Consider the following 18,605-nt stretch of genomic DNA (forward strand, 5'->3'; position numbering starts at 1 on the left):
AAAGAGAGGTTTTTTAGGAAATGTATTCTAAATTAAGTACGATGTACTATGAAACATCAAAACCCATTGGGACATCACTTGGTGGTGATCTAGAATTTTATTTTGAAGCGATAAAGCAATCACGATCAATTTTGGAAGTTGGTTCGGGAACTGGAAGATTATTAATTCCGTTTTTAAAAGAAGGGCTGAAAATTGAAGGCATTGATGCTTCAAGCGATATGGTCTCAATGTGTATCACTCATTGTATAGAGCATGATGTTGAAGCGAATGTAAAGCAAATCGATGTCTATAATATGAGTGAAGTCGGAACATTTGATGCGATCATTATTCCTACCGGAACTTTTTGTTTGTTTAGTGATCCAAATGCCGTGATTGAAGGCTGTTATGAACATCTTGAGAAAGGTGGTAAGTTAGTTCTTGATTTAATCTTTCCACATGGATTTGTTCCGGGGAGTGTTCATCGTCACGTAGTTTATCCGAACCAAAAGGATGTATTGTTTCTTGAAGATCATCAACATACAATAAATTGGCAAACACAGCAAACAAGACAATTTTTTAGATATGAACTCTGGCGTGAAAATAAATTATGCGAACAAGAGTTAGAAATTTTCGATTTATATTGGTATCAAATAGATCAGATGGAAACGATGTTAAGGAATAGTGGTTATGGTCAGATTGAGTGGTATGGAGATTACACCAAAGGATATGATGCTGGATCAGACTATGAAGTTCTAACATTATGTGCATATAAATAAATAAAAGAGCCAACTTTATGTTGGCTCTTTTTACTGACAAAGTAAGGTTTCGCTTATAGCTAGTGCACAGGCAGCGCGTGCTCCATTTGCCTTGGAATACGGTTTGATTTCCTTTTGAATTGTTTGTCTTGAGATGAATTCGGAATCGTGTTCTCGAATTTTATTCAGTAACAATGTAGATAATTGTTCATCATCAAACAATTGACCGTGTAAATAAATGATATCTGTATCAAGGGTAACAATGATGTTATTGAGGGCAATAGCTAGAAAATTAATTGCATTTTCTAATAATTGAATTACTGCAGAATCACCGAGGTGATAGGCTTGTAGCAAAATATCCATTGATAACTCGTGTTCTTCATTTACCAGCTGTTTTAGGTATGTGTTTGCGGAACTGTTGAATAATAGACTTGCTTTATGGAGCAACCAGGTTTGACTTGCATATGTCTGAAGACATCCAATTTTTCCACACTCACATTGTTCACCAAATGGATTAACGACGAGATGTCCAATTTCTCCTACAAAATAGTTATTTCGAGCGTAAAGATCGCCTTGATATACATAAGAACAGAAAATTCCACGTCTAAAATGGAGGAATAAAAAATTCGCATCCGTTTTATCGTGTCCAAATAATCGTTCGCGAATTGCCATCGCATTCACATTATTTTCGAAATAAACGGGATATTTTAAATGTTTTTTTAAATAATCTAGTGAGAAATTTGCCCATGAATGGTTGTTTGTGAGGATATGAGCTGAGGTTTTATCGTAATGCCCTGGAATTGCGATTCCGATACTTGTAACGGCTGTATCAGAATGTTTCTTTAAAAAATCGTTGATTGTTTTCACTAATAAATCGTGTCGCACGTGATCGGATTTCGAGAGTGTGAATGCTTCTTCGAAGCAAATCTCATTTAAATTGTCGGATAAAGCGAGTGTGAAGGAGTGTTCAAACAGTTCGACTCCGAGATAATAGGAATGATTAGGAAGAAGTCCTAAGAGTATTTTTCGTCTTCCGACACGAGTATTATCGGTATCTTCTCCGATTTCGCAAATTATTTTGTCGTTGATTAAGTGCTGTGTGAGATCACTTACAGTCGCCGGGGTAATGTGAAGTGACTTTGAAATATCAATGCGTGAAAGCGGGCCTTTTGAGTATAATAAGTCAAGAATTAAAGCCGTTTGCTTTGTTTTTGCTTTACTGAGTTGCATATTCCACCTCCATTAGGTACATTGTAACCTATTAATTATTATTTGTAATCATTAATGGGTGAAATTTAACAAAACCAACACAATTATCAAATGTAAGGCTTTACATTTATAATGAAGTGGTCTATAGTGTAGGTAGTTGGTAATATAAAATAATTAATTACTGAGATATTGCGCACATTTTCAATCTAATTGTTCTATATTATAACCAAAAGAGGAGGATATTATGAATAAAGTAGGAGATTTTTTAGAAGAAAAAGTTTTGCCCGTAGCAGCGAAGCTTTCAAGTAATAAATTTTTAATTGCAATTCGTGATGGTATTACACTTTCAATGCCATTAATTATCATCGGTTCGATTTTTATGGTTATAGCAAGTTTTCCTGTACCAGGTTGGGAAGCATGGTTAGGAGATATTGGTGTTGCTGGCTATCTTTGGAAGGGTGTAGACAGTAGTTTTGGATTAGTTGGATTAATTTCAGCATTTGGTATTGCTTACAGTATTGCTGATCAGCATAAGACAGATGGAATTTCAGCGGGGATTATTGCTTTATCAGCATTTATCGTTGTAACTCCTTTTGTTAAAGGGGAAACAGGTGCTGGTATTACAGTTGGACTCGTTGGTGCTCGTGGACTCTTTGTAGCGATCATCTTAGGTAATATTAGTGGTCTTATCTATCAATGGTTTATCAATAATGAAATCGAAATCAAAATGCCCGATACTGTTCCACCTGCAGTTGCGAAAAGCTTTAGTGCAATTATTCCAGGTGCAGTAATCATTACAATGTGGTTAACAATCTTTGGTTTACTTGATAAATTTGGTTTACCAAACTTGCATGATATTGCAGCAGTTGTTTTAGGAAAACCTTTCGGATTACTTGGAAATAATATTATTGGTACAATTATTGTTGTTGCATTTAACAGTATTTTCTGGTTCTTAGGAATTCATGGGGGTCATGTTGTTAACTCAATTATGAAACCAATTTGGATTGCAAACTTAGATGCAAACCGTCTTGCTTATCAAGCTGGTGATGCATTGAAACACATTATTACAGAACCATTTATGGATAACTTTGTATATATCGGTGGTGGTGGAGCCACAATCGGTCTAGTTCTAGCAATCGCATTCTATGCACGTAAGAAAAACACAAGTTTACGTACAAAAGCACTTGCTCCAATTACAGTTGTTCCAGGACTCTTTAATATTAATGAGCCTACAATGTTTGGACTTCCAGTAGTACTTAACTTATTATTAATTGTTCCATTTATCTTAGCTCCAATGCTTAACGCTTTAATTACTTATTTCGCAATGGCATCAGGATTAGTTCCATTAACACGTAGTGTAGCAACTTGGACAATGCCACCAGTAATTAGTGGATTCTTAACAACAGGTAGTATCCGAGGATCAATCTTACAAGTTATTTTAATTGCACTTGATATTCTCTTATACTTACCATTCTTCGCAATGGTTGAAAAAGGATTTAAGGCAGAAGAAACAGCAGAACAGTAATTTATATATAGAAAGTGTGAAATGATGAAACGATTAATTAGTGCAAATACGAGTGATATTTTAAACATGACAGCTGAAGAACTTAAACAAAGTATAAAAGCGAGTGAGGGACGCGTAGTTTTATCGGAAAACTACGCAGCTCGCGAAAGCTTTGTGGGAGATATTAGTAACTCTGAGATTGCACGTGCATGTGGTGCAGACTTAATTTTACTCAATGGCGTCGATGTATTTAATCCGGATTTATTTGCAATTGAATGTATTGAAAAGAATTTTGTGGATGAGCTTCATCGCTTAGTTGGAGCTCCCATTGGTGTTAATTTAGAACCCATTGATCAAAATGCAGAAATGACGGAGTCACGCTTTGAGATTGCTTTAGGAAGACAGGCAACTGTAGAGACAATTGAAGAGATTGAACGTCGTAACTTTGATTTTGTTTGTTTTACGGGAAATCCTGGTACAGGTGTAACAAACGAAGCGATTATCTCTACAATTAAAATCGCAAAAGAGAAGTTCTCGGGTCTTATTATTGCAGGTAAGATGCATGGAGCCGGTGTTGTGGGTCCAATTATTGATTTAAAAACAGTAGAAGCGTTTATTGACGCAGGTGCGGATGTTATTTTAGTACCAGCAGTTGGAACGGTTCCAGGATTTGATGCGGAAGAACAAAAAGAAATTGTGCAATTTGCACATGCCCGTGATACGTTGGTTATGAGTGCAATTGGTACGAGCCAAGAAGGTTCAACACCTGAAATAATTGCACAGATGTCAATTCAAAATAAGATTTGCGGCGTGGATATTCATCATATTGGTGACGCAGGATATGCAGGATTAGCTCCGGTTGAGAATATTTTCGCAATCGGTCAAGCAATCCGTGGTATTCGACACACACTGTCATCATGTGCCCGCTCTGTAAATCGCTAAACATTTATAAAGGAGCATGAAATGCGTAAAGGTTTAAAAAATATCGTTACAGTATTTATGGTTTTAGCTTTATCAATGACGTCAATCTCAGCACTTGAGCTTGATGCTAAGAATGTAATTCAAGATGGTGATTTTGAACAAGGTGGGTCCTCATGGACTCAACGTAATAAAGGTGAAGTTCAGGATAAGGTGTCTTACGATGGAAAGTATGCTGGTGTTGTACCGAATACAGCAATCTCAGGTAACTTTGCAAACGGGTTTATTGGTCAAGTTATTCGACTTGAACCGAATACAACTTATCACGTAAGTGCTTATGCGAAAGTAGATGTTAAAGGGGCGGGCGCCATCTTTACAGCACGCTTTTGGAATGGACAACAAGGCGATGTTATTAAGGGAGAAAACGGTCAAACCGTTGATCAACTTGTATCATCCACCGATTGGCAAAAAGTAAGTTATACGTTTAATTCAGGTACCGAACAAGGTGCGTTAATTCAACTTGTTAAGTGGTCTGAAAAAGAAGAAACAAAGCAATCCAATGCTTATATTGATAACGTTGTGGTAACGAAAGAATCAAATGTTTCAGAAGAGAAAGATGATGACGTCTTTACAGAAGTATGGCGTGATGATTTTGATCAAGAATCCCTAAATATGGAAGATTGGGGTTATGAATTGGGTTCGATTCGTGGTATTGAACAACAACATTATGTAAACAATCCAGAAAATGTATTCTTACGTGATGGTAAACTTGTATTACGAGCAACAGATCGTGATGTTGCGGATCAATATTTACATCCACGTGACACTTCCCGTAATGTTATTTATAACTCAGGAAGTATTCGTACACATGGTCAACGAGAATTTTTATACGGTAAATTGGAAATTCGAGCAAAGCTTCCGAAAGGAAGAGGCGCTTTCCCTGCATTTTGGACTCTAGGTGCTGACTTTACGCTTGATGGTAAGATTAAGTCAGAACAAGGACGTGGATGGCCAAGTACTGGTGAAATTGATATTATGGAATTAATTGGTGAAGATCGTGATGGTTCACATGGTAACCGTACTGTTTATCAAACGGTTCATTATGGTCCTGCTGAGGATAATGTAGGACGTTTTTCTGGAAACGGAACTGCGTATACGATTCCTCAAGGAAACTTTAATGATGAATTTCATACTTTTGCACTAAATTGGACCGAAGATGCTCTTGAATGGTATGTTGATGATCAAAAAGTCCGTACGGTACCGTATGGACAAGATCCAATGGCTAAAGATATTTTCAATAAGCCTCAATACATTCAACTTAATTTAGCGATGGGTGGGGCATGGCCTGGACCTGTTGGGGAAAATCTTGCCGGTACTGAATTTGTGATTGATTCAGTATCGTATCAACAAACTGCTGCGCAAGCGAAAGCTGCTCAGGCTTATTATGATAATGCACCAAAATTAGTAGGGGTTAAACCTCTAACAATCATGCAAGGTGGAACAATCAATCCGCTTGAAGGTATTAATACAATTGAAGGTTATGATTTAGATTTCTCAATAGAAGATACACCGATGTTTAATCCACGTGGTGGTAATTCAAATGTGAAACTTCTTGTAAAGGGTTTGGATGAGATGGATCTTATTTCAAATCTTCCAGTAGGAACGTATAATCTTCACTATAGTGCAACGCCAAAGGGTGTTGATTTGACACAGGATATTAAAACACCGGTTGCACGTCAAGCAACAACACTTGTTGTTTCAAAGCAAGCCTTTCCTCAATCGTTTGAACTTGAAATAACAGAAGGTAATACGCTATCGACACTTACTTTACCACAAGGATGGACATGGAAGAATCCAGAACTTGTTGTGAAGGAAGCTGGAATGTTTACCGTTCTCTATGGTGTCAAAAATGACGAACATTCCGTGCATGTATCACTTCGGGAAATTCCAGAAGTACCTAAAGAAGAGAACAAGCCTGCGGAAGTTCTTGGTGAGAAAAAAGAAAAGGACGTTACATCGACTGAAACGACTCTACCGAATACGGGTCAATATACATCAAGTTTCGCAATTGTGGTTGCGTTATCACTGACATGTATCGGTTATGTGATGTTGAAGTTGAATAAAGAATCAAAAGAAAACGAATAGTTTAATTTTTAGGAAGCCGAAAGACTGTTGATTAATCAACAGTCTTTTTTTGTAAGTGTATATTTCGCTATAAATCAAACACCTATTTGTGTTATCTTAATTTATCATTTTTTATCAAAACCATCTTGAAATCCCTTACTTTTTTCGGTAAAGTATAAACACTTGAGGAGGTAAAGTATGAAAAAGAAGGTTTTTGATTTTCTACAGCAATTGGGTCGTACCTTTATGTTACCGATTGCTTTATTACCCTTTGCGGGGCTTTTATTGGGGTTGGGCGCAACCTTTACCAATCCTTCATTAATTGAAATGTATCATCTTGAAGGGGTTTTGGCACAAACAGGCGTACTGTATAAAATTCTTGTGATCATGAAGTCATGTGGTGAAGTTGTGTTTGCGAACTTACCACTTTTATTTGCGATTGGTGTTGCGTTTGGAATGGCTCGTGAGTCAAAAGAGGTTGCTTCACTTGCGGCAGCGATTGCATATTTGATGATGAATGTCGCCATGGCCGCAACAATTGAACAATTCGGTAATCTCGAACATTTAATGCAAACTTCAGGTTTGATAACACATGTATTGGGGATTGAGAATACGTTAAATACAGGTGTTTTTGGTGGGATTATCGTGGGGATTATGGTATCAGTTCTCCATAATAAATTCTATCAAATTGAATTTAATGATGCTTTTTCGTTTTTTAGTGGGACTCGTTTTATTCCCATTATTTCATCCGTATTCGCAATTGGATTAGGTATTCTTTTTGTTTGGATTTGGCCAAGCATCGCCTTTGGAATTGCTTCTCTGGGTGTTGCGATTTCAAAAATGGGCTACCTTGGAACCTTTATTTATGGTTTTATATATCGTGCACTCATTCCATTAGGACTGCATCATGTTTTCTATCTTCCGTTTTGGCAAACTGCACTTGGTGGCAGTACAGTGGTTGCGGGGACGGTTGTGGAAGGGGCACAAAATATTGTGTTTGCGCAACTTGCAGCAGGAATCCCTGTCGATCCTTCCTATGCTCGTTTTTTCTCTGGACTTTTCCCTTTCATGATTTTCGGATTTCCAGCTGCAGCCCTTGCAATGTATAAAACGGCTTATCCTGAAAATAAAGCGAAAGTTAAGGGCTTGTTGGTATCTGCATCCATCACCTCAATCGTGACGGGAATTACAGAGCCTATTGAGTTTTCATTCTTGTTTGCATCCCCATTCCTCTACTTTGGTGTACATGTTGTTCTGGCGGCATTTTCATTTATGCTGATGCATATACTTTCTGTTGGAGTTGGTCTTACCTTTTCGGGAGGACTTCTTGATCTCATCTTGTATGGTATCTTACCCGGAAATCAGATGACCCATTGGATTCCTATTGTCGCAGTTGGGCTTATCTACGGCTTAATCTATTATTTTGTCTTTACATTCGCAATTAAAAAGTTTGATCTTAAAACCCCAGGACGGGAGAAAAATGGGAATGTACAACTTTACACTAAAAAAGATTTAAAAGATAAAGAAGATGTCTCTGCATTGATTGTGGAAGCCCTAGGAGGTCAAGGGAATATTGTAACTGTTGATAACTGTGCGACACGACTTCGTATCGAAGTGACTGATGCAAACCGTGTCAACAAAGACCAATTGAGTCAAACGGGTGCAGCTGGATCATTAATCAGTGGAAATACCGTACAGGTTATCTATGGACCCAAAGTCACAAATATCAAGACCAAAATTGATCAATATCTAAATAAAAAATAAAGCACATCGGCTCGATGTGTTTTTTTTATCTAAGTATTTATTTTAGACTTTTCGATACATATTATTGAACATCTTGTTTTGATGATGACGCAGTGTGGAAAGCATGGTATTACTTAGTTATATAAGGAGGGGCTTATGGAATCTTACTCAAAACGCACCATCATTCCAGAAGTAAAACAGTATCAACTGAGTGAAGGTGTCGTACAACTTAAATCTAAAATCTTTATTAAAACTGAGCGACTTATTTCAAAAGCAATCTACAAGCGCATTCAACAAAATCATAGAACCCTTGTCAATGAGGGTGGGGATGATGTGACGACCATTCGTATCTTACCTCTAAAACATGAAAACCCTCGTGGGAGTTATACCATCACAATTGATGATGAGATTACGATCAACACCAATGATGAAGAGGGGACACTTTATGCAATTCAAACCCTTCTTAAATACGAACGTACGTACGGTGATCTTCAAAAGGGAATCATTACGGATGAACCCAGTGTAGAAGAACGTGGCTTTCATTTAGATTGCGGACGTAAATATTTCACGCCTAAATGGATTCGTCAACTTCTTGATATATTAGCTTGGCATAACTTAAACATGCTTCAATTACACTTTAGTGAGAATAAAGGATTTCGCTTAGAGTGTAAACAGTATCCTAAAATCACAAGCCAAGATGCATTAAGTTTAAAAGAATTAAAAGAAATTATGGAACTTGCGGATGAATACTGTATCGAAATTGTTCCTTCTTTTGATAGCCCAGGTCACCTTAGACATGTTTTAAAATCCTATCCGGAGTTTGCACTACCAGGATCTGATGGTGAAGCATGGGATATTACCAATCCTAAAGCGTTGAACATGATTTATGAACTGTACGATTACTATGCAGAGGTATTTCAAAAATCACGATACTTTAATATCGGTGGTGATGAATTCATAGACTTTGAACAGTTTGATGCGTTCCCAGAACTTAAGACTTACGCCCAAGAGCATATTGGTGGGAAATCGGGTTACGATACGTATATTCATTACCTCAATACCATCGCATCACGATTGGAGGCGAAAGGATTTACGGTACGGTTATGGAATGACGGCTTGTATCGTCTTAATCAAAATCCTGTCATCGACTTAAAGACGTCGATACAGGTTTGTTATTGGACGAAGTATAACCGTTATATGGCACCCTTAAAGGCGTTTGAAGACCGGGACATTACATTGATTAACTTTCATGCTGAGAATTTTTATTACGTCTTACATCCTGAAGTAGGGGTCAAATGCATTGATCCACAAGGGTGGTTTGAAACTTGGACACCCAATCATTTTCCTTCAGATCAATTCTCAGAAAATGTGTGTGGTGCCTACTACTCGCTTTGGTGTGATGAGCCAGAACTTCAAACAGAGGATGAAATTATAAAACAAATACACATGCCACTTTGTGCGATGAGCGCGAAAGCATGGCGAAAAGAAAGCAAAATAACTTATAAAACATTAAACCAAAAGGAGCAAATACCATGGACACACAGAGATTAATTAAAAAAGCACAAGCACTTTATCCGAATACAGATTTGGATATAACGAAGATACAACTTAACCAACATGTACTCGAAAATTATGGGTTTGATGGATATCAAATTCATTATGATGATGATTTAATCATTATTGCCTCAAAAACTGAACGTGGCCATTTCTATGGTCTCTTGGATGTTTTTTCAGGCAATCCTTCCACAACACTTAATAAGGCAAAGGTAGAAGAGCGTGGCTTACATGTGGATATGGGCCGTAAATTTTTTAGTGAAGCGTGGTTTATGGACACGATTGAATTGATGGCACGCCTTAAGCTAAATACCTTGCAGATGCATTTTTCAGAACATTTAGGCTTTCGTATTGAATCGAAACGTTTTCCACAAATTGTATCTCGAGAACATCTAAGTCAAGACGCTGTAAGACGAATCATCAAGCATGCTAATGATTATTATATCGATGTTATTCCATCATTTGATTCACCCGGTCATCTTCAAGTTGTATTAGAAGCTTACCCAGAATATCTCATGGAAAACACAACGATGGGCCTTGATATTACCAATCCAAAAGCACGTTCGTTTATTAAAGAAATTTACGATGAGATGGATGATTTATTCCACACATCCACAAGTTTTCACATGGGAGCAGATGAATTTATCGATTTTGGAAAATACGATGAGTTCCCTAAACTTGAGGCGTATGCGAAGGAACACTTCGGTCCAAATGCGAAAGGCTTTGATACATTCGTAGATTATATCAATGATATCGCATCCCACATCCAAGGTAGAGGTAAGACCGTTCGCGCTTGGAATGACGGTTTATATCGTATCGATCAAGAACCAACAATAATCCTTAACAAAGACATCATCATTACCTATTGGACCAGTTGGAATCCAAAGATGGCACCCGTTCAAACCTTTGTGGATCGAGGCCATAATGTGGTGAATTATATGGATAGTTTACTGTATTTTGTTTTAGGAGAAAATGCAGGGTATACATATCCAACAGAAACATCCATCATGACATCCTTTGAACCCGATCGTTTTCCAAACCGTCATGAGACCTGTGAAGGTAATTTAGAACAACGTTCAAAAACACTGGGTGCAATGTTTTCGATTTGGTGTGATAAACCAGAAGCATTAACGACAGAAGAAGTAGCATTGAAAATTCAAGATCCACTGCGTGCATTCGCTTTAAAATGCTGGCATGAAAACTAAGATTAATAGGTGAATACCTATAATACGTTTCTTGTGTGCTTCTTAAAATTTTCGTAAACTTTATGTATCAAGAGCCTATAATTCTTGATAATCGAGTACACAAGGTCTTGTAACGGTGTCTCCTGTTTAAGACCTTAAAAGACATGCTTACGCATTGAGATACCTGCTTCCTTCTCGGTTGTGGTATTGATAGGATCAATGCGAAAAGGATGTCTTTTTTATAGGTTTTTTGGATAAAGATAACTATAATTTGTTGATTTAATAGTATATTTTGTCTCTTATATCTCTTTAATGAAAGCGGTACACTTAATATGTAAAACAACAGCAAGACTTTAGAATTTATAGATGTTTGGGGTGAATCAATTGAAAAAAGTATTACGCAATATTAAAAAAAATGCACCGTTTCTACTGATGGCGCTGCCTGGGGCAATCTGGATGATCTTCTTTTTCTATATTCCAGTCCTTGGAAACGTAGTTGCATTTAAGGAGTTTAGATTTTCTCCGGATGGATTTTTCGCAAGTCTGTATAACAGTAAGTGGGTAGGATTCCAGAACTTTAAGTTCCTGTTTGCTACCGATAATGCTTATATCATGACGCGCAATACCGTGTTGTATAACTTAGTCTTTATTATCGTCGGAACGTTTCTCGCAGTAGTCTTAGCTGTTATTATGAGTATGTTACGATCGAAGAAAAAAATAAAAATATTTCAAACCACGATGTTGTTTCCATACTTCCTATCTTGGGTTATCATTGGATTCTTTGTATATTCATTCTTAAGTCCGGATAAGGGCGCGTTAAACAGTATTTTAGCCATGATGGGTAAAGAACCGGTTAACTGGTACAATGAACCGAAATATTGGCCGGTATTTATCGTTATCATCGGAATATGGAAGAATATCGGATATAACAGTATTATCTACTTTGCTTCTATTATGGGGATTGATCCAACGTATTATGAGGCAGCAATTGTGGATGGTGCCAACCGATGGCAACAAATTCGTCACGTTACGATTCCACAAATTATTCCTTTAATTAGTATCATGTTGATTCTCGCAATTGGAAATATTATTCGATCTGACTTTGGATTATTCTATAACGTAACACGTAACTCAGGTCCACTAAACCAAGTTACGATGGTTATTGATACGTATGTATATAAAGGCTTATCGGCATCAGGGGATTTAGGGATGTCATCCGCCGCGGGTTTATACCAATCCGTTGTAGGGTTTGTGATGTTAGTTTCTGCTAATGCCATCATTCGCCGTGTTGATCCTGAATCAGGATTATTCTAGGAGGATGTATGAAAAAGAAGAAAATTGAAAAAGTAGAAGTACGAAGTTTTAGTAAAAATACAGACCGTGTGTTTAATGTGATTATTGGACTTTTCGCACTATCCTGTATCTTTCCATTTATCTTTGTAATCGTTGTCTCATTTACAACGGAAACAGCTTTAATGGTAAATGGTTACACACTCTTTCCAAAAGAAGTCAGTTTGGATGGGTATAAATTCTTATATGACTTTAAAGGACAACTTTTGAATTCATTTGGTGTTACGGTATTTATCACGGTTGTTGGGACGCTTATTAATACAACATTTACATCAACATATGCGTATGCAATCTCACGCCCTAACTTTAAATATCGTCGCTTCTTTACCAAATTCGCATTACTCACAATGTTATTTAGTGCAGGGATGATTCCCAACTATATTGTGATGACCAAATTATTAGGTCTTAAGGATACGGTATGGGCATTAATCTTACCGATGGCTTTAAGTCCATTTAATATCATCGTCATGAGAACATTCTTCAAACGAACTGTTCCGGACGCAATCATTGAATCAGCCCGAATTGATGGCGCAAGTGAGTTCCGTATCTTTATTCAAATTGTATTACCACTTGCGGTTCCAGGTATCGCAACCATTAGTTTATTTGCGGCACTTGCTTTCTGGAATGACTGGTTTAATGCACTCTTGTATATCAACTCTGAAAACCTATACCCGCTTCAATACTTATTGATGAAGATCCAATCAAATCTTGATTATATCTCACAAAATGTAGGGTTATCTGGAATTAATAGTGGCATCGGTTTACCGAAAGAATCTGCTCGTATGGCGATGGTTGTTCTGTCCACATTGCCAATTGCAGTATCGTATCCATTCTTCCAGAAATACTTTGTCAGTGGTTTAACCATTGGGGGCGTTAAGGAATAAGAGCGATATAAACAGCTTTGCCTAATTATGATATTTTATAGAGGAGGAACATCATGAAAAAAGGCGTTTTTAAAACGTTTACAGTTTTAATGGCTGCATTACTTGTATTAACAGGTTGTGGCAAGAAAACTGATAAACCAGAGGGAGAAGTTGTGACATTACAACTTTATCAAGTAGGGGATGCACCCAAGAACCTTGATGAACTAACAGATGCAATCAATAAAATTTCTGAAGAAGAAATTGGGGTTAAAGTTAAATTTAACTATATTGGTTGGGGAGACTATGAACAAAAAATGTCTGTAATGGTTACAGCAGGTGATGAGTTTGACTTAGCATTTGCGAATAACTATACCATTAACGCACAAAAAGGTGCTTATGCAGACTTAACAGATTTAGTGAAAGAACACGCAAAAGAGTTCTTTGATTCTGTAGATCCAATTTACTACGATGGTAACGTAATTGATGGTAAACTATACGGTTTCCCAATCAACGGTAACGTGTTTGCACAACAAATGCTTACATTTAACTCCGATTACCTAAACAAATACAACATTGATGTATCAAACATCAACAGCTACGCAGATGCGGAAGCAGCACTTCAAACTGTAAAAGATAATGAACCTGAAGTAGCACCATTTGCAATCGGTAGTGGTTACAAAGCAACACTTGGAAACTTTGACTATATTTTAGGTGATAAGTTACCATTTGCAATCAACCTTGATGGCGACACAACAAAAATTGTGAATGCTTATGAAACATCACAAGGTATGGAAACATTAAAACAAATTCACGGACTTTACAAAAAAGGATTAATTCCTCAAGATGCAGCAACTTCCACAACAGGATATGCACTTGAAAGCCCAGTATGGTTTATGCGACAAGAAACACAAGGACCAGCAGACTATGGTGATTCTCTACTATCACAAGTAGCTGGTAAAGAAATCATTTCACGTCCACTAAACAAACCTTTAAAATCTACAGCTCAAGCACAAATGGGTAACTTTATCGTTGCAATCAACTCAAAACATAAAGTTGAAGCAGTAAAATGGTTAAACCTATTAAATACCAATGCACAAATGATGAATACATTAATCTATGGTATTGAAGGCGAAGCATGGAAAAAAATTGATGATAACCACTTAGAATTATTAGATGGTTATAAAGAAGATAATCATATGGCTGCATGGAATACAGGGAACAGTGCCCTTCTACTCCAACAAGCTAAGATTACCGATGAAATGATTGCGAAACGTGCAGAAGATACTAAGAATGCACCAGTTTCACCAATCTTAGGCTTTAACTTTAAGACAGATGAAGTTAAAACAGAGATCAGTGCTTTAATGAACGTTATGGAAGAATACTCAGCAGTTATCAATACAGGAACTGTTGATCCAGAAGTTAAAGTTCCAGAATTTGTGGAAAAACTTAAAGCAGCAGGTTGGGATAAAGTATTGGAAGAAATGCAAACACAATTCGATGCATTCCAAGCAAGTAAATAATAAATAAATTGAACAAAGAGCACAAATTGGGGTATCGTTTGATATCCCGATTTTTGCTATGATTATGATGTCAGGGGGTCTATTTTTATGGTTGCAACAACAATAACGAACGTCTTCGAACGAGTCTATACCGTTATGAAGATGAGTTTAATGTTCTGGGTACTAACTTTAATGGGTGGTGTTGTTTTAGGTGTTGGTCCAGCTTTTCTTGTTCTGATGGATTTATATCATGAACATGGTTGGGAATATCGTGGTTATGCATGGCGTAATCTTGTGTCACTTTTTAAAACGCATTTCAAACGTGGAAATGCATTATTTTATACGGTCTTATTTCCGCAAATTTTGCTGGGCTATAATGTGTATCTCGCAACGCAAGTGAAACATCCATTGTTTTTTGTTTTAGATTTTATCTTGATTGCAATGTTTATTTTCCTATCAATTGCATATATCTACGCTTTGGTTTTAAATGCCGCATTTGAAATTGATTTCTATAACCTTATTAAACTGAGTGTTATTTCTGTATTTGTAAATTTCTTTAAAATCTTTCGTATCCTTATGTTAATGATGTGTGTACTCGCACTAACATATCGATATAAGGGATTAATTTTATTTGGTAGTATTGGAATCTATATTGCGCTTATGCATTGGAGTTTAAACGGTTGGATTCATGAAGTTGATGAAAAGATTGAAATCCTTTAACACGCATACAGAAAACACGAGTTTAATGAAAAAGTTGATTAAGTCCTATTCCGTTATCTTAATCATTATCATTACGATTTTCGCAATTACAGTTGGGTATGTCACATCAAAACGAGACTACGATGAGGCAGTTCTTCAAAATAAAGCGATTAGTCAAAAAATGACGGAAATTATTGAAAGTTATGAACAGGATTTACGTAAAATTGTTTTTGATTTGTTTACGGATGCAGATCATGTACAAAGTATGAAAGATTACTTTTACATGGATCTGCCCACGTATTATACGCAACAATTATCACAAGATCCTTTTATCTTCTTTCCAAAAGATATTCAGAAGCTCTACGATCGTTACGATGGGATTGAAGGGTTTATGATTACCTTAAATAATTCAAATGATTTGTACTATTCTCATACATTACAAAAAATGGGTTATAAACCGAAACGTGTTCCCAATATTGGTGAACAACTTATGTTTCATCGCGTTCTAACAAATTACGACTCGTATGATCCGGTAGGAATTATCCATCTTATAGCGGATACGCAAAGCATTAATACACAGATTGATTCTATCAATCATTCGGTTCCACGCTCAATCTACATCTTAACGGACAATGGGAAAATTAAGTATGCCTATACCGATCGCGAAGATGAAGGGTTGGGGGTTATGTTGCGTCAAAGTTATGAGACAGGGCGCGATTACAGTGCCTTGATTGACCAGCATTACCTTAAACATGAAGTACCCCTTCAAAATGGTAATCGTGTTGTAGTCGCAGTGAATCGGGCAGATGTTGTAGCGAAATCATTTAAAACATATGCTTCAGTTATTTTAGGCAGTATTGTTTTAGATGTGCTTTTATTATGGCTTCTCTTTCGAACCTTCGGTCGATACAGTCATCAAGTTGATGATATCTTACAATCTATGGGACGCGTGAAAGACGGGGCTATTGATTATCGTATTCCGACGGAAGATAAAGAAGATGAATTACGAGATATTTCAATCGGTATTAATGAAACACTCGATAGTATTAGTCAGTACGTGGAGGAAATATATCAACTTGAGATTCGCCAACAAGATATTAATCTTCGGGCCCTTCAATCACAAATCAATCCACATTTTCTTTATAATACTTTAGAATTCATTCGAATGTATGCGGTGAGTGAAGGGGTCGATGAACTGGCAGATGTCGTCTATACCTTTGCCAGTCTGCTTCGTAATAATATTTCGTTAGAAAAAACGACGACTTTGGCTAAGGAACTTGAGTTTTGTGAGAAGTATGTTTACTTGCATCAAATGCGATATCCAAATCGTGTTGCATATAAATTTGATATAGAACCAGGCTTGGAACAAATCATCATGCCGAAATTCACGATGCAACCACTTATTGAGAACTATTTCATTCATGGTATTGATTTTGGACGCGTCGATAATGCGATTAAAGTTACAGCTTATCGTAAAACAGGTAAAATTGTTTTAGAAGTTTCAGATAATGGTAAAGGCATGGATAATAAACGCCTAGCACATATTCAGAAACTCATCGATGAGTCAGTTTTCAACATCAACGACCATAATTCGGTTGGTTTATTAAATGTTCATGAACGACTCAAAACATACTTTAGTGATTCCCATTACAGTATGACAATCAGCATCAATAATCTAAAAGGTTTTACGGTCACAATGCGTTTTGATGAGGAGGATAAATATGTATAATGTTTTACTTGTGGATGATGAATATATGATTTTAAGTGGACTACAAAAAATTATTAATTGGGATGACTTAGGACTGCAATGTGTCGGGACCGCATCCAATGGTCAAGAAGCCCTTGAATTTGTAAGGAAGCATCCAGTCGATATTGTGGTAACGGATGTGAGTATGCCTGAACAATCAGGGATTGAATTTGTACAAGCTGCTCAAGAGGAAGACATCAACTTTAACTTTGTGGTCTTATCGGGATATCAAGAGTTTGAGTATGTGAAAGAGGGAATCCGGCTTGGAGCTGAAAACTTCCTATTAAAACCCATCAGTAAAGAAGAATTGAATGAGACATTAAGGAAAACAGTATCAAAACTTGATAGTGAAAAACGACATGCACATACAGATACACTTTTATTTGAGAATACACTTGAACGATGGGTCAATGATGATATTGATAATGTGGATCTACGACGTATTTTAAAACAAGTGGGAAAACCATTACAGGCACATGCGCTTTATACCTGTATGATCATTACCCAAATTCAAGAGTCTTCTCAGACTGCTTGGATTCAACGTCTTATTTCTCACAATCAATACTATGCATTTTATGATGACCAAGATCTGGTCATGATTTTAGAGGGCGACCGCGTTGCCTTTGATGCAATACGAAAAGATCTTTCAGGTCACATTGATCACCAAAAGCAAATTCTTGCGGTGGGAGAACTTTTAGTTCCGCTCGAAGAAGTTCCAAACAGTTACCAACAAGCGGAAACACTTGTAAGTGTGTCTCGTTTTTACGGAGACCATCCGATTACAGAACGGATGATGCTTAAAAACAAACTTGAACAAAATGAATCGATGTATGAAATCTCGTTTAAAAAATTTCATCATGCCTTATCAATTGGGGATATTCATTTGATTAAGTCTGAAATCGGAGCAATGTTTAAGCTGCTTTTCGAATATGAAGCAGATCCGGAGTATGTTCGTTATATTGGATTTGTGATTTTCTCGGATATTTATCGTCAACATGAAAGTGTTGGATCACAAATGTATCATGATTTACTTCATGAATTGAATAAGTGTGATAGCATCGCGGAAATTCGGGAAGTATTACATCATGCACTTGAAGCAACCCGTTATGATCAGGTTTTAAAACAACATAATCCGAATATTCAAAAAGTCCTTCAAATTGTTTTAAAAGACTACGCTCAAGATATTACAATCAGTTCGATTGCGGATACATTGCATATGAATGCGATGTACCTTGGACAACTGTTCAAGAAAGAAACAAACAAAAGTTTCTCTCAATACTTAAATCATTTTCGGATTAAAGAGGCACAGAATTTACTCTTAAAGTCGAATCATAATATTAATGAGATTGCGGAACTTGTCGGTTATACAAGTTCAGGTTATTTTTATAAAAACTTTAAAAAAGAATGCGGCATTTCACCGAAAGAATATCGGGAACGTTATCTAAAACAACCGGAACGGATTCGATAAAAAAAGCCT

14 protein-coding genes are annotated in these 18,605 nt (G+C 36.8%); 13 read left to right on the plus strand and 1 reads right to left on the minus strand.

Annotation, left to right across the window (positions count from 1 at the left end; genetic code table 11):
* Positions 1–20 precede the first annotated feature (20 nt).
* Complete coding sequence (locus EL194_RS04545; RefSeq protein WP_003775760.1) at positions 21–755, plus strand: class I SAM-dependent methyltransferase; 735 nt, start codon at positions 21–23, stop codon at positions 753–755.
* A gap of 30 nt (positions 756–785) precedes the next feature.
* Here the strand turns inward: EL194_RS04545 and EL194_RS04550 are convergent, their stop codons facing one another.
* Positions 786–1,964, minus strand: a complete 1,179-nt coding sequence (locus tag EL194_RS04550; RefSeq protein WP_003775759.1) for an ROK family protein — start codon at positions 1,962–1,964, stop codon at positions 786–788.
* A gap of 223 nt (positions 1,965–2,187) precedes the next feature.
* Here EL194_RS04550 and EL194_RS04555 point away from each other — a divergent pair, with 223 nt between their 5' ends.
* The 12 genes from EL194_RS04555 (at position 2,188) to EL194_RS04610 (ending at position 18,596) form a co-directional block, all read left to right on the plus strand.
* A complete protein-coding gene (locus tag EL194_RS04555; RefSeq protein WP_003775756.1) occupies positions 2,188–3,468 on the plus strand; it encodes a PTS sugar transporter subunit IIC in 1,281 nt (426 codons plus the stop codon).
* A gap of 21 nt (positions 3,469–3,489) precedes the next feature.
* Positions 3,490–4,389 carry a DUF7916 family protein gene (locus tag EL194_RS04560; protein ID WP_003775754.1) on the plus strand — a complete coding sequence of 300 codons (900 nt, stop codon included), beginning with the start codon at positions 3,490–3,492 and terminating at the stop codon, positions 4,387–4,389.
* Between the two features lie 21 nt (positions 4,390–4,410).
* Complete coding sequence (locus EL194_RS04565) at positions 4,411–6,510, plus strand: family 16 glycosylhydrolase (protein WP_003775752.1); 2,100 nt, start codon at positions 4,411–4,413, stop codon at positions 6,508–6,510.
* A gap of 177 nt (positions 6,511–6,687) precedes the next feature.
* Positions 6,688–8,253 (plus strand): PTS transporter subunit EIIC, encoded by a 1,566-nt coding sequence (locus EL194_RS04570; RefSeq protein WP_003775750.1) that lies wholly within the window; start codon positions 6,688–6,690, stop codon positions 8,251–8,253.
* 135 nt (positions 8,254–8,388) lie between these two features.
* The gene (locus EL194_RS04575; protein WP_003775748.1) at positions 8,389–9,783 is read left to right on the plus strand and encodes a family 20 glycosylhydrolase; all 1,395 of its coding nucleotides are present in this window, start codon (positions 8,389–8,391) and stop codon (positions 9,781–9,783) included.
* Entirely contained in the window at positions 9,765–10,991 is a 1,227-nt protein-coding gene (locus EL194_RS04580) for a family 20 glycosylhydrolase (RefSeq protein ID WP_003775747.1), read from the plus strand. The genes EL194_RS04575 and EL194_RS04580 overlap by 19 nt, the downstream gene beginning before the upstream one ends.
* A gap of 354 nt (positions 10,992–11,345) precedes the next feature.
* Positions 11,346–12,284, plus strand: a complete 939-nt coding sequence (locus EL194_RS04585) for an ABC transporter permease (RefSeq protein WP_223246836.1) — start codon at positions 11,346–11,348, stop codon at positions 12,282–12,284.
* Positions 12,285–12,292: 8 nt separating this feature from the next.
* Positions 12,293–13,204, plus strand: coding sequence for a carbohydrate ABC transporter permease (locus EL194_RS04590; RefSeq protein ID WP_003775744.1), 912 nt, complete (start codon positions 12,293–12,295; stop codon positions 13,202–13,204).
* A gap of 53 nt (positions 13,205–13,257) precedes the next feature.
* Positions 13,258–14,703 (plus strand): ABC transporter substrate-binding protein, encoded by a 1,446-nt coding sequence (locus tag EL194_RS04595; protein WP_003775743.1) that lies wholly within the window; start codon positions 13,258–13,260, stop codon positions 14,701–14,703.
* 87 nt (positions 14,704–14,790) lie between these two features.
* Complete coding sequence (locus EL194_RS04600) at positions 14,791–15,402, plus strand: YesL family protein (RefSeq protein WP_003775741.1); 612 nt, start codon at positions 14,791–14,793, stop codon at positions 15,400–15,402.
* Between the two features lie 25 nt (positions 15,403–15,427).
* Positions 15,428–17,110 carry a sensor histidine kinase gene (locus EL194_RS04605; RefSeq protein WP_232012983.1) on the plus strand — a complete coding sequence of 561 codons (1,683 nt, stop codon included), beginning with the start codon at positions 15,428–15,430 and terminating at the stop codon, positions 17,108–17,110.
* Positions 17,103–18,596, plus strand: coding sequence for a response regulator transcription factor (locus EL194_RS04610; protein ID WP_003775738.1), 1,494 nt, complete (start codon positions 17,103–17,105; stop codon positions 18,594–18,596). Before EL194_RS04605 ends, EL194_RS04610 begins: the two co-directional genes overlap by 8 nt.
* Positions 18,597–18,605: the final 9 nt, after the last annotated feature.

The organism is Erysipelothrix rhusiopathiae, assembly GCF_900637845.1.
GTDB lineage: Bacteria > Bacillota_I > Bacilli_A > Erysipelotrichales > Erysipelotrichaceae > Erysipelothrix > Erysipelothrix rhusiopathiae.

Excerpts from the sequence above, each read along its gene's own strand:
- EL194_RS04545 (WP_003775760.1), top strand. The coding sequence starts at position 21 with ATGTATTCTAAATTAAGTACGATGTACTATGAAACATCAAAACCCATT.
- EL194_RS04550 (WP_003775759.1), bottom strand. The coding sequence starts at position 1,964 with ATGCAACTCAGTAAAGCAAAAACAAAGCAAACGGCTTTAATTCTTGAC.
- EL194_RS04555 (WP_003775756.1), top strand. The coding sequence starts at position 2,188 with ATGAATAAAGTAGGAGATTTTTTAGAAGAAAAAGTTTTGCCCGTAGCA.
- EL194_RS04560 (WP_003775754.1), top strand. The coding sequence starts at position 3,490 with ATGATGAAACGATTAATTAGTGCAAATACGAGTGATATTTTAAACATG.
- EL194_RS04565 (WP_003775752.1), top strand. The coding sequence starts at position 4,411 with ATGCGTAAAGGTTTAAAAAATATCGTTACAGTATTTATGGTTTTAGCT.
- EL194_RS04570 (WP_003775750.1), top strand. The coding sequence starts at position 6,688 with ATGAAAAAGAAGGTTTTTGATTTTCTACAGCAATTGGGTCGTACCTTT.
- EL194_RS04575 (WP_003775748.1), top strand. The coding sequence starts at position 8,389 with ATGGAATCTTACTCAAAACGCACCATCATTCCAGAAGTAAAACAGTAT.
- EL194_RS04580 (WP_003775747.1), top strand. The coding sequence starts at position 9,765 with ATGGACACACAGAGATTAATTAAAAAAGCACAAGCACTTTATCCGAAT.
- EL194_RS04590 (WP_003775744.1), top strand. The coding sequence starts at position 12,293 with ATGAAAAAGAAGAAAATTGAAAAAGTAGAAGTACGAAGTTTTAGTAAA.
- EL194_RS04595 (WP_003775743.1), top strand. The coding sequence starts at position 13,258 with ATGAAAAAAGGCGTTTTTAAAACGTTTACAGTTTTAATGGCTGCATTA.
- EL194_RS04600 (WP_003775741.1), top strand. The coding sequence starts at position 14,791 with ATGGTTGCAACAACAATAACGAACGTCTTCGAACGAGTCTATACCGTT.
- EL194_RS04605 (WP_232012983.1), top strand. The coding sequence starts at position 15,428 with ATGAAAAAGTTGATTAAGTCCTATTCCGTTATCTTAATCATTATCATT.
- EL194_RS04610 (WP_003775738.1), top strand. The coding sequence starts at position 17,103 with ATGTATAATGTTTTACTTGTGGATGATGAATATATGATTTTAAGTGGA.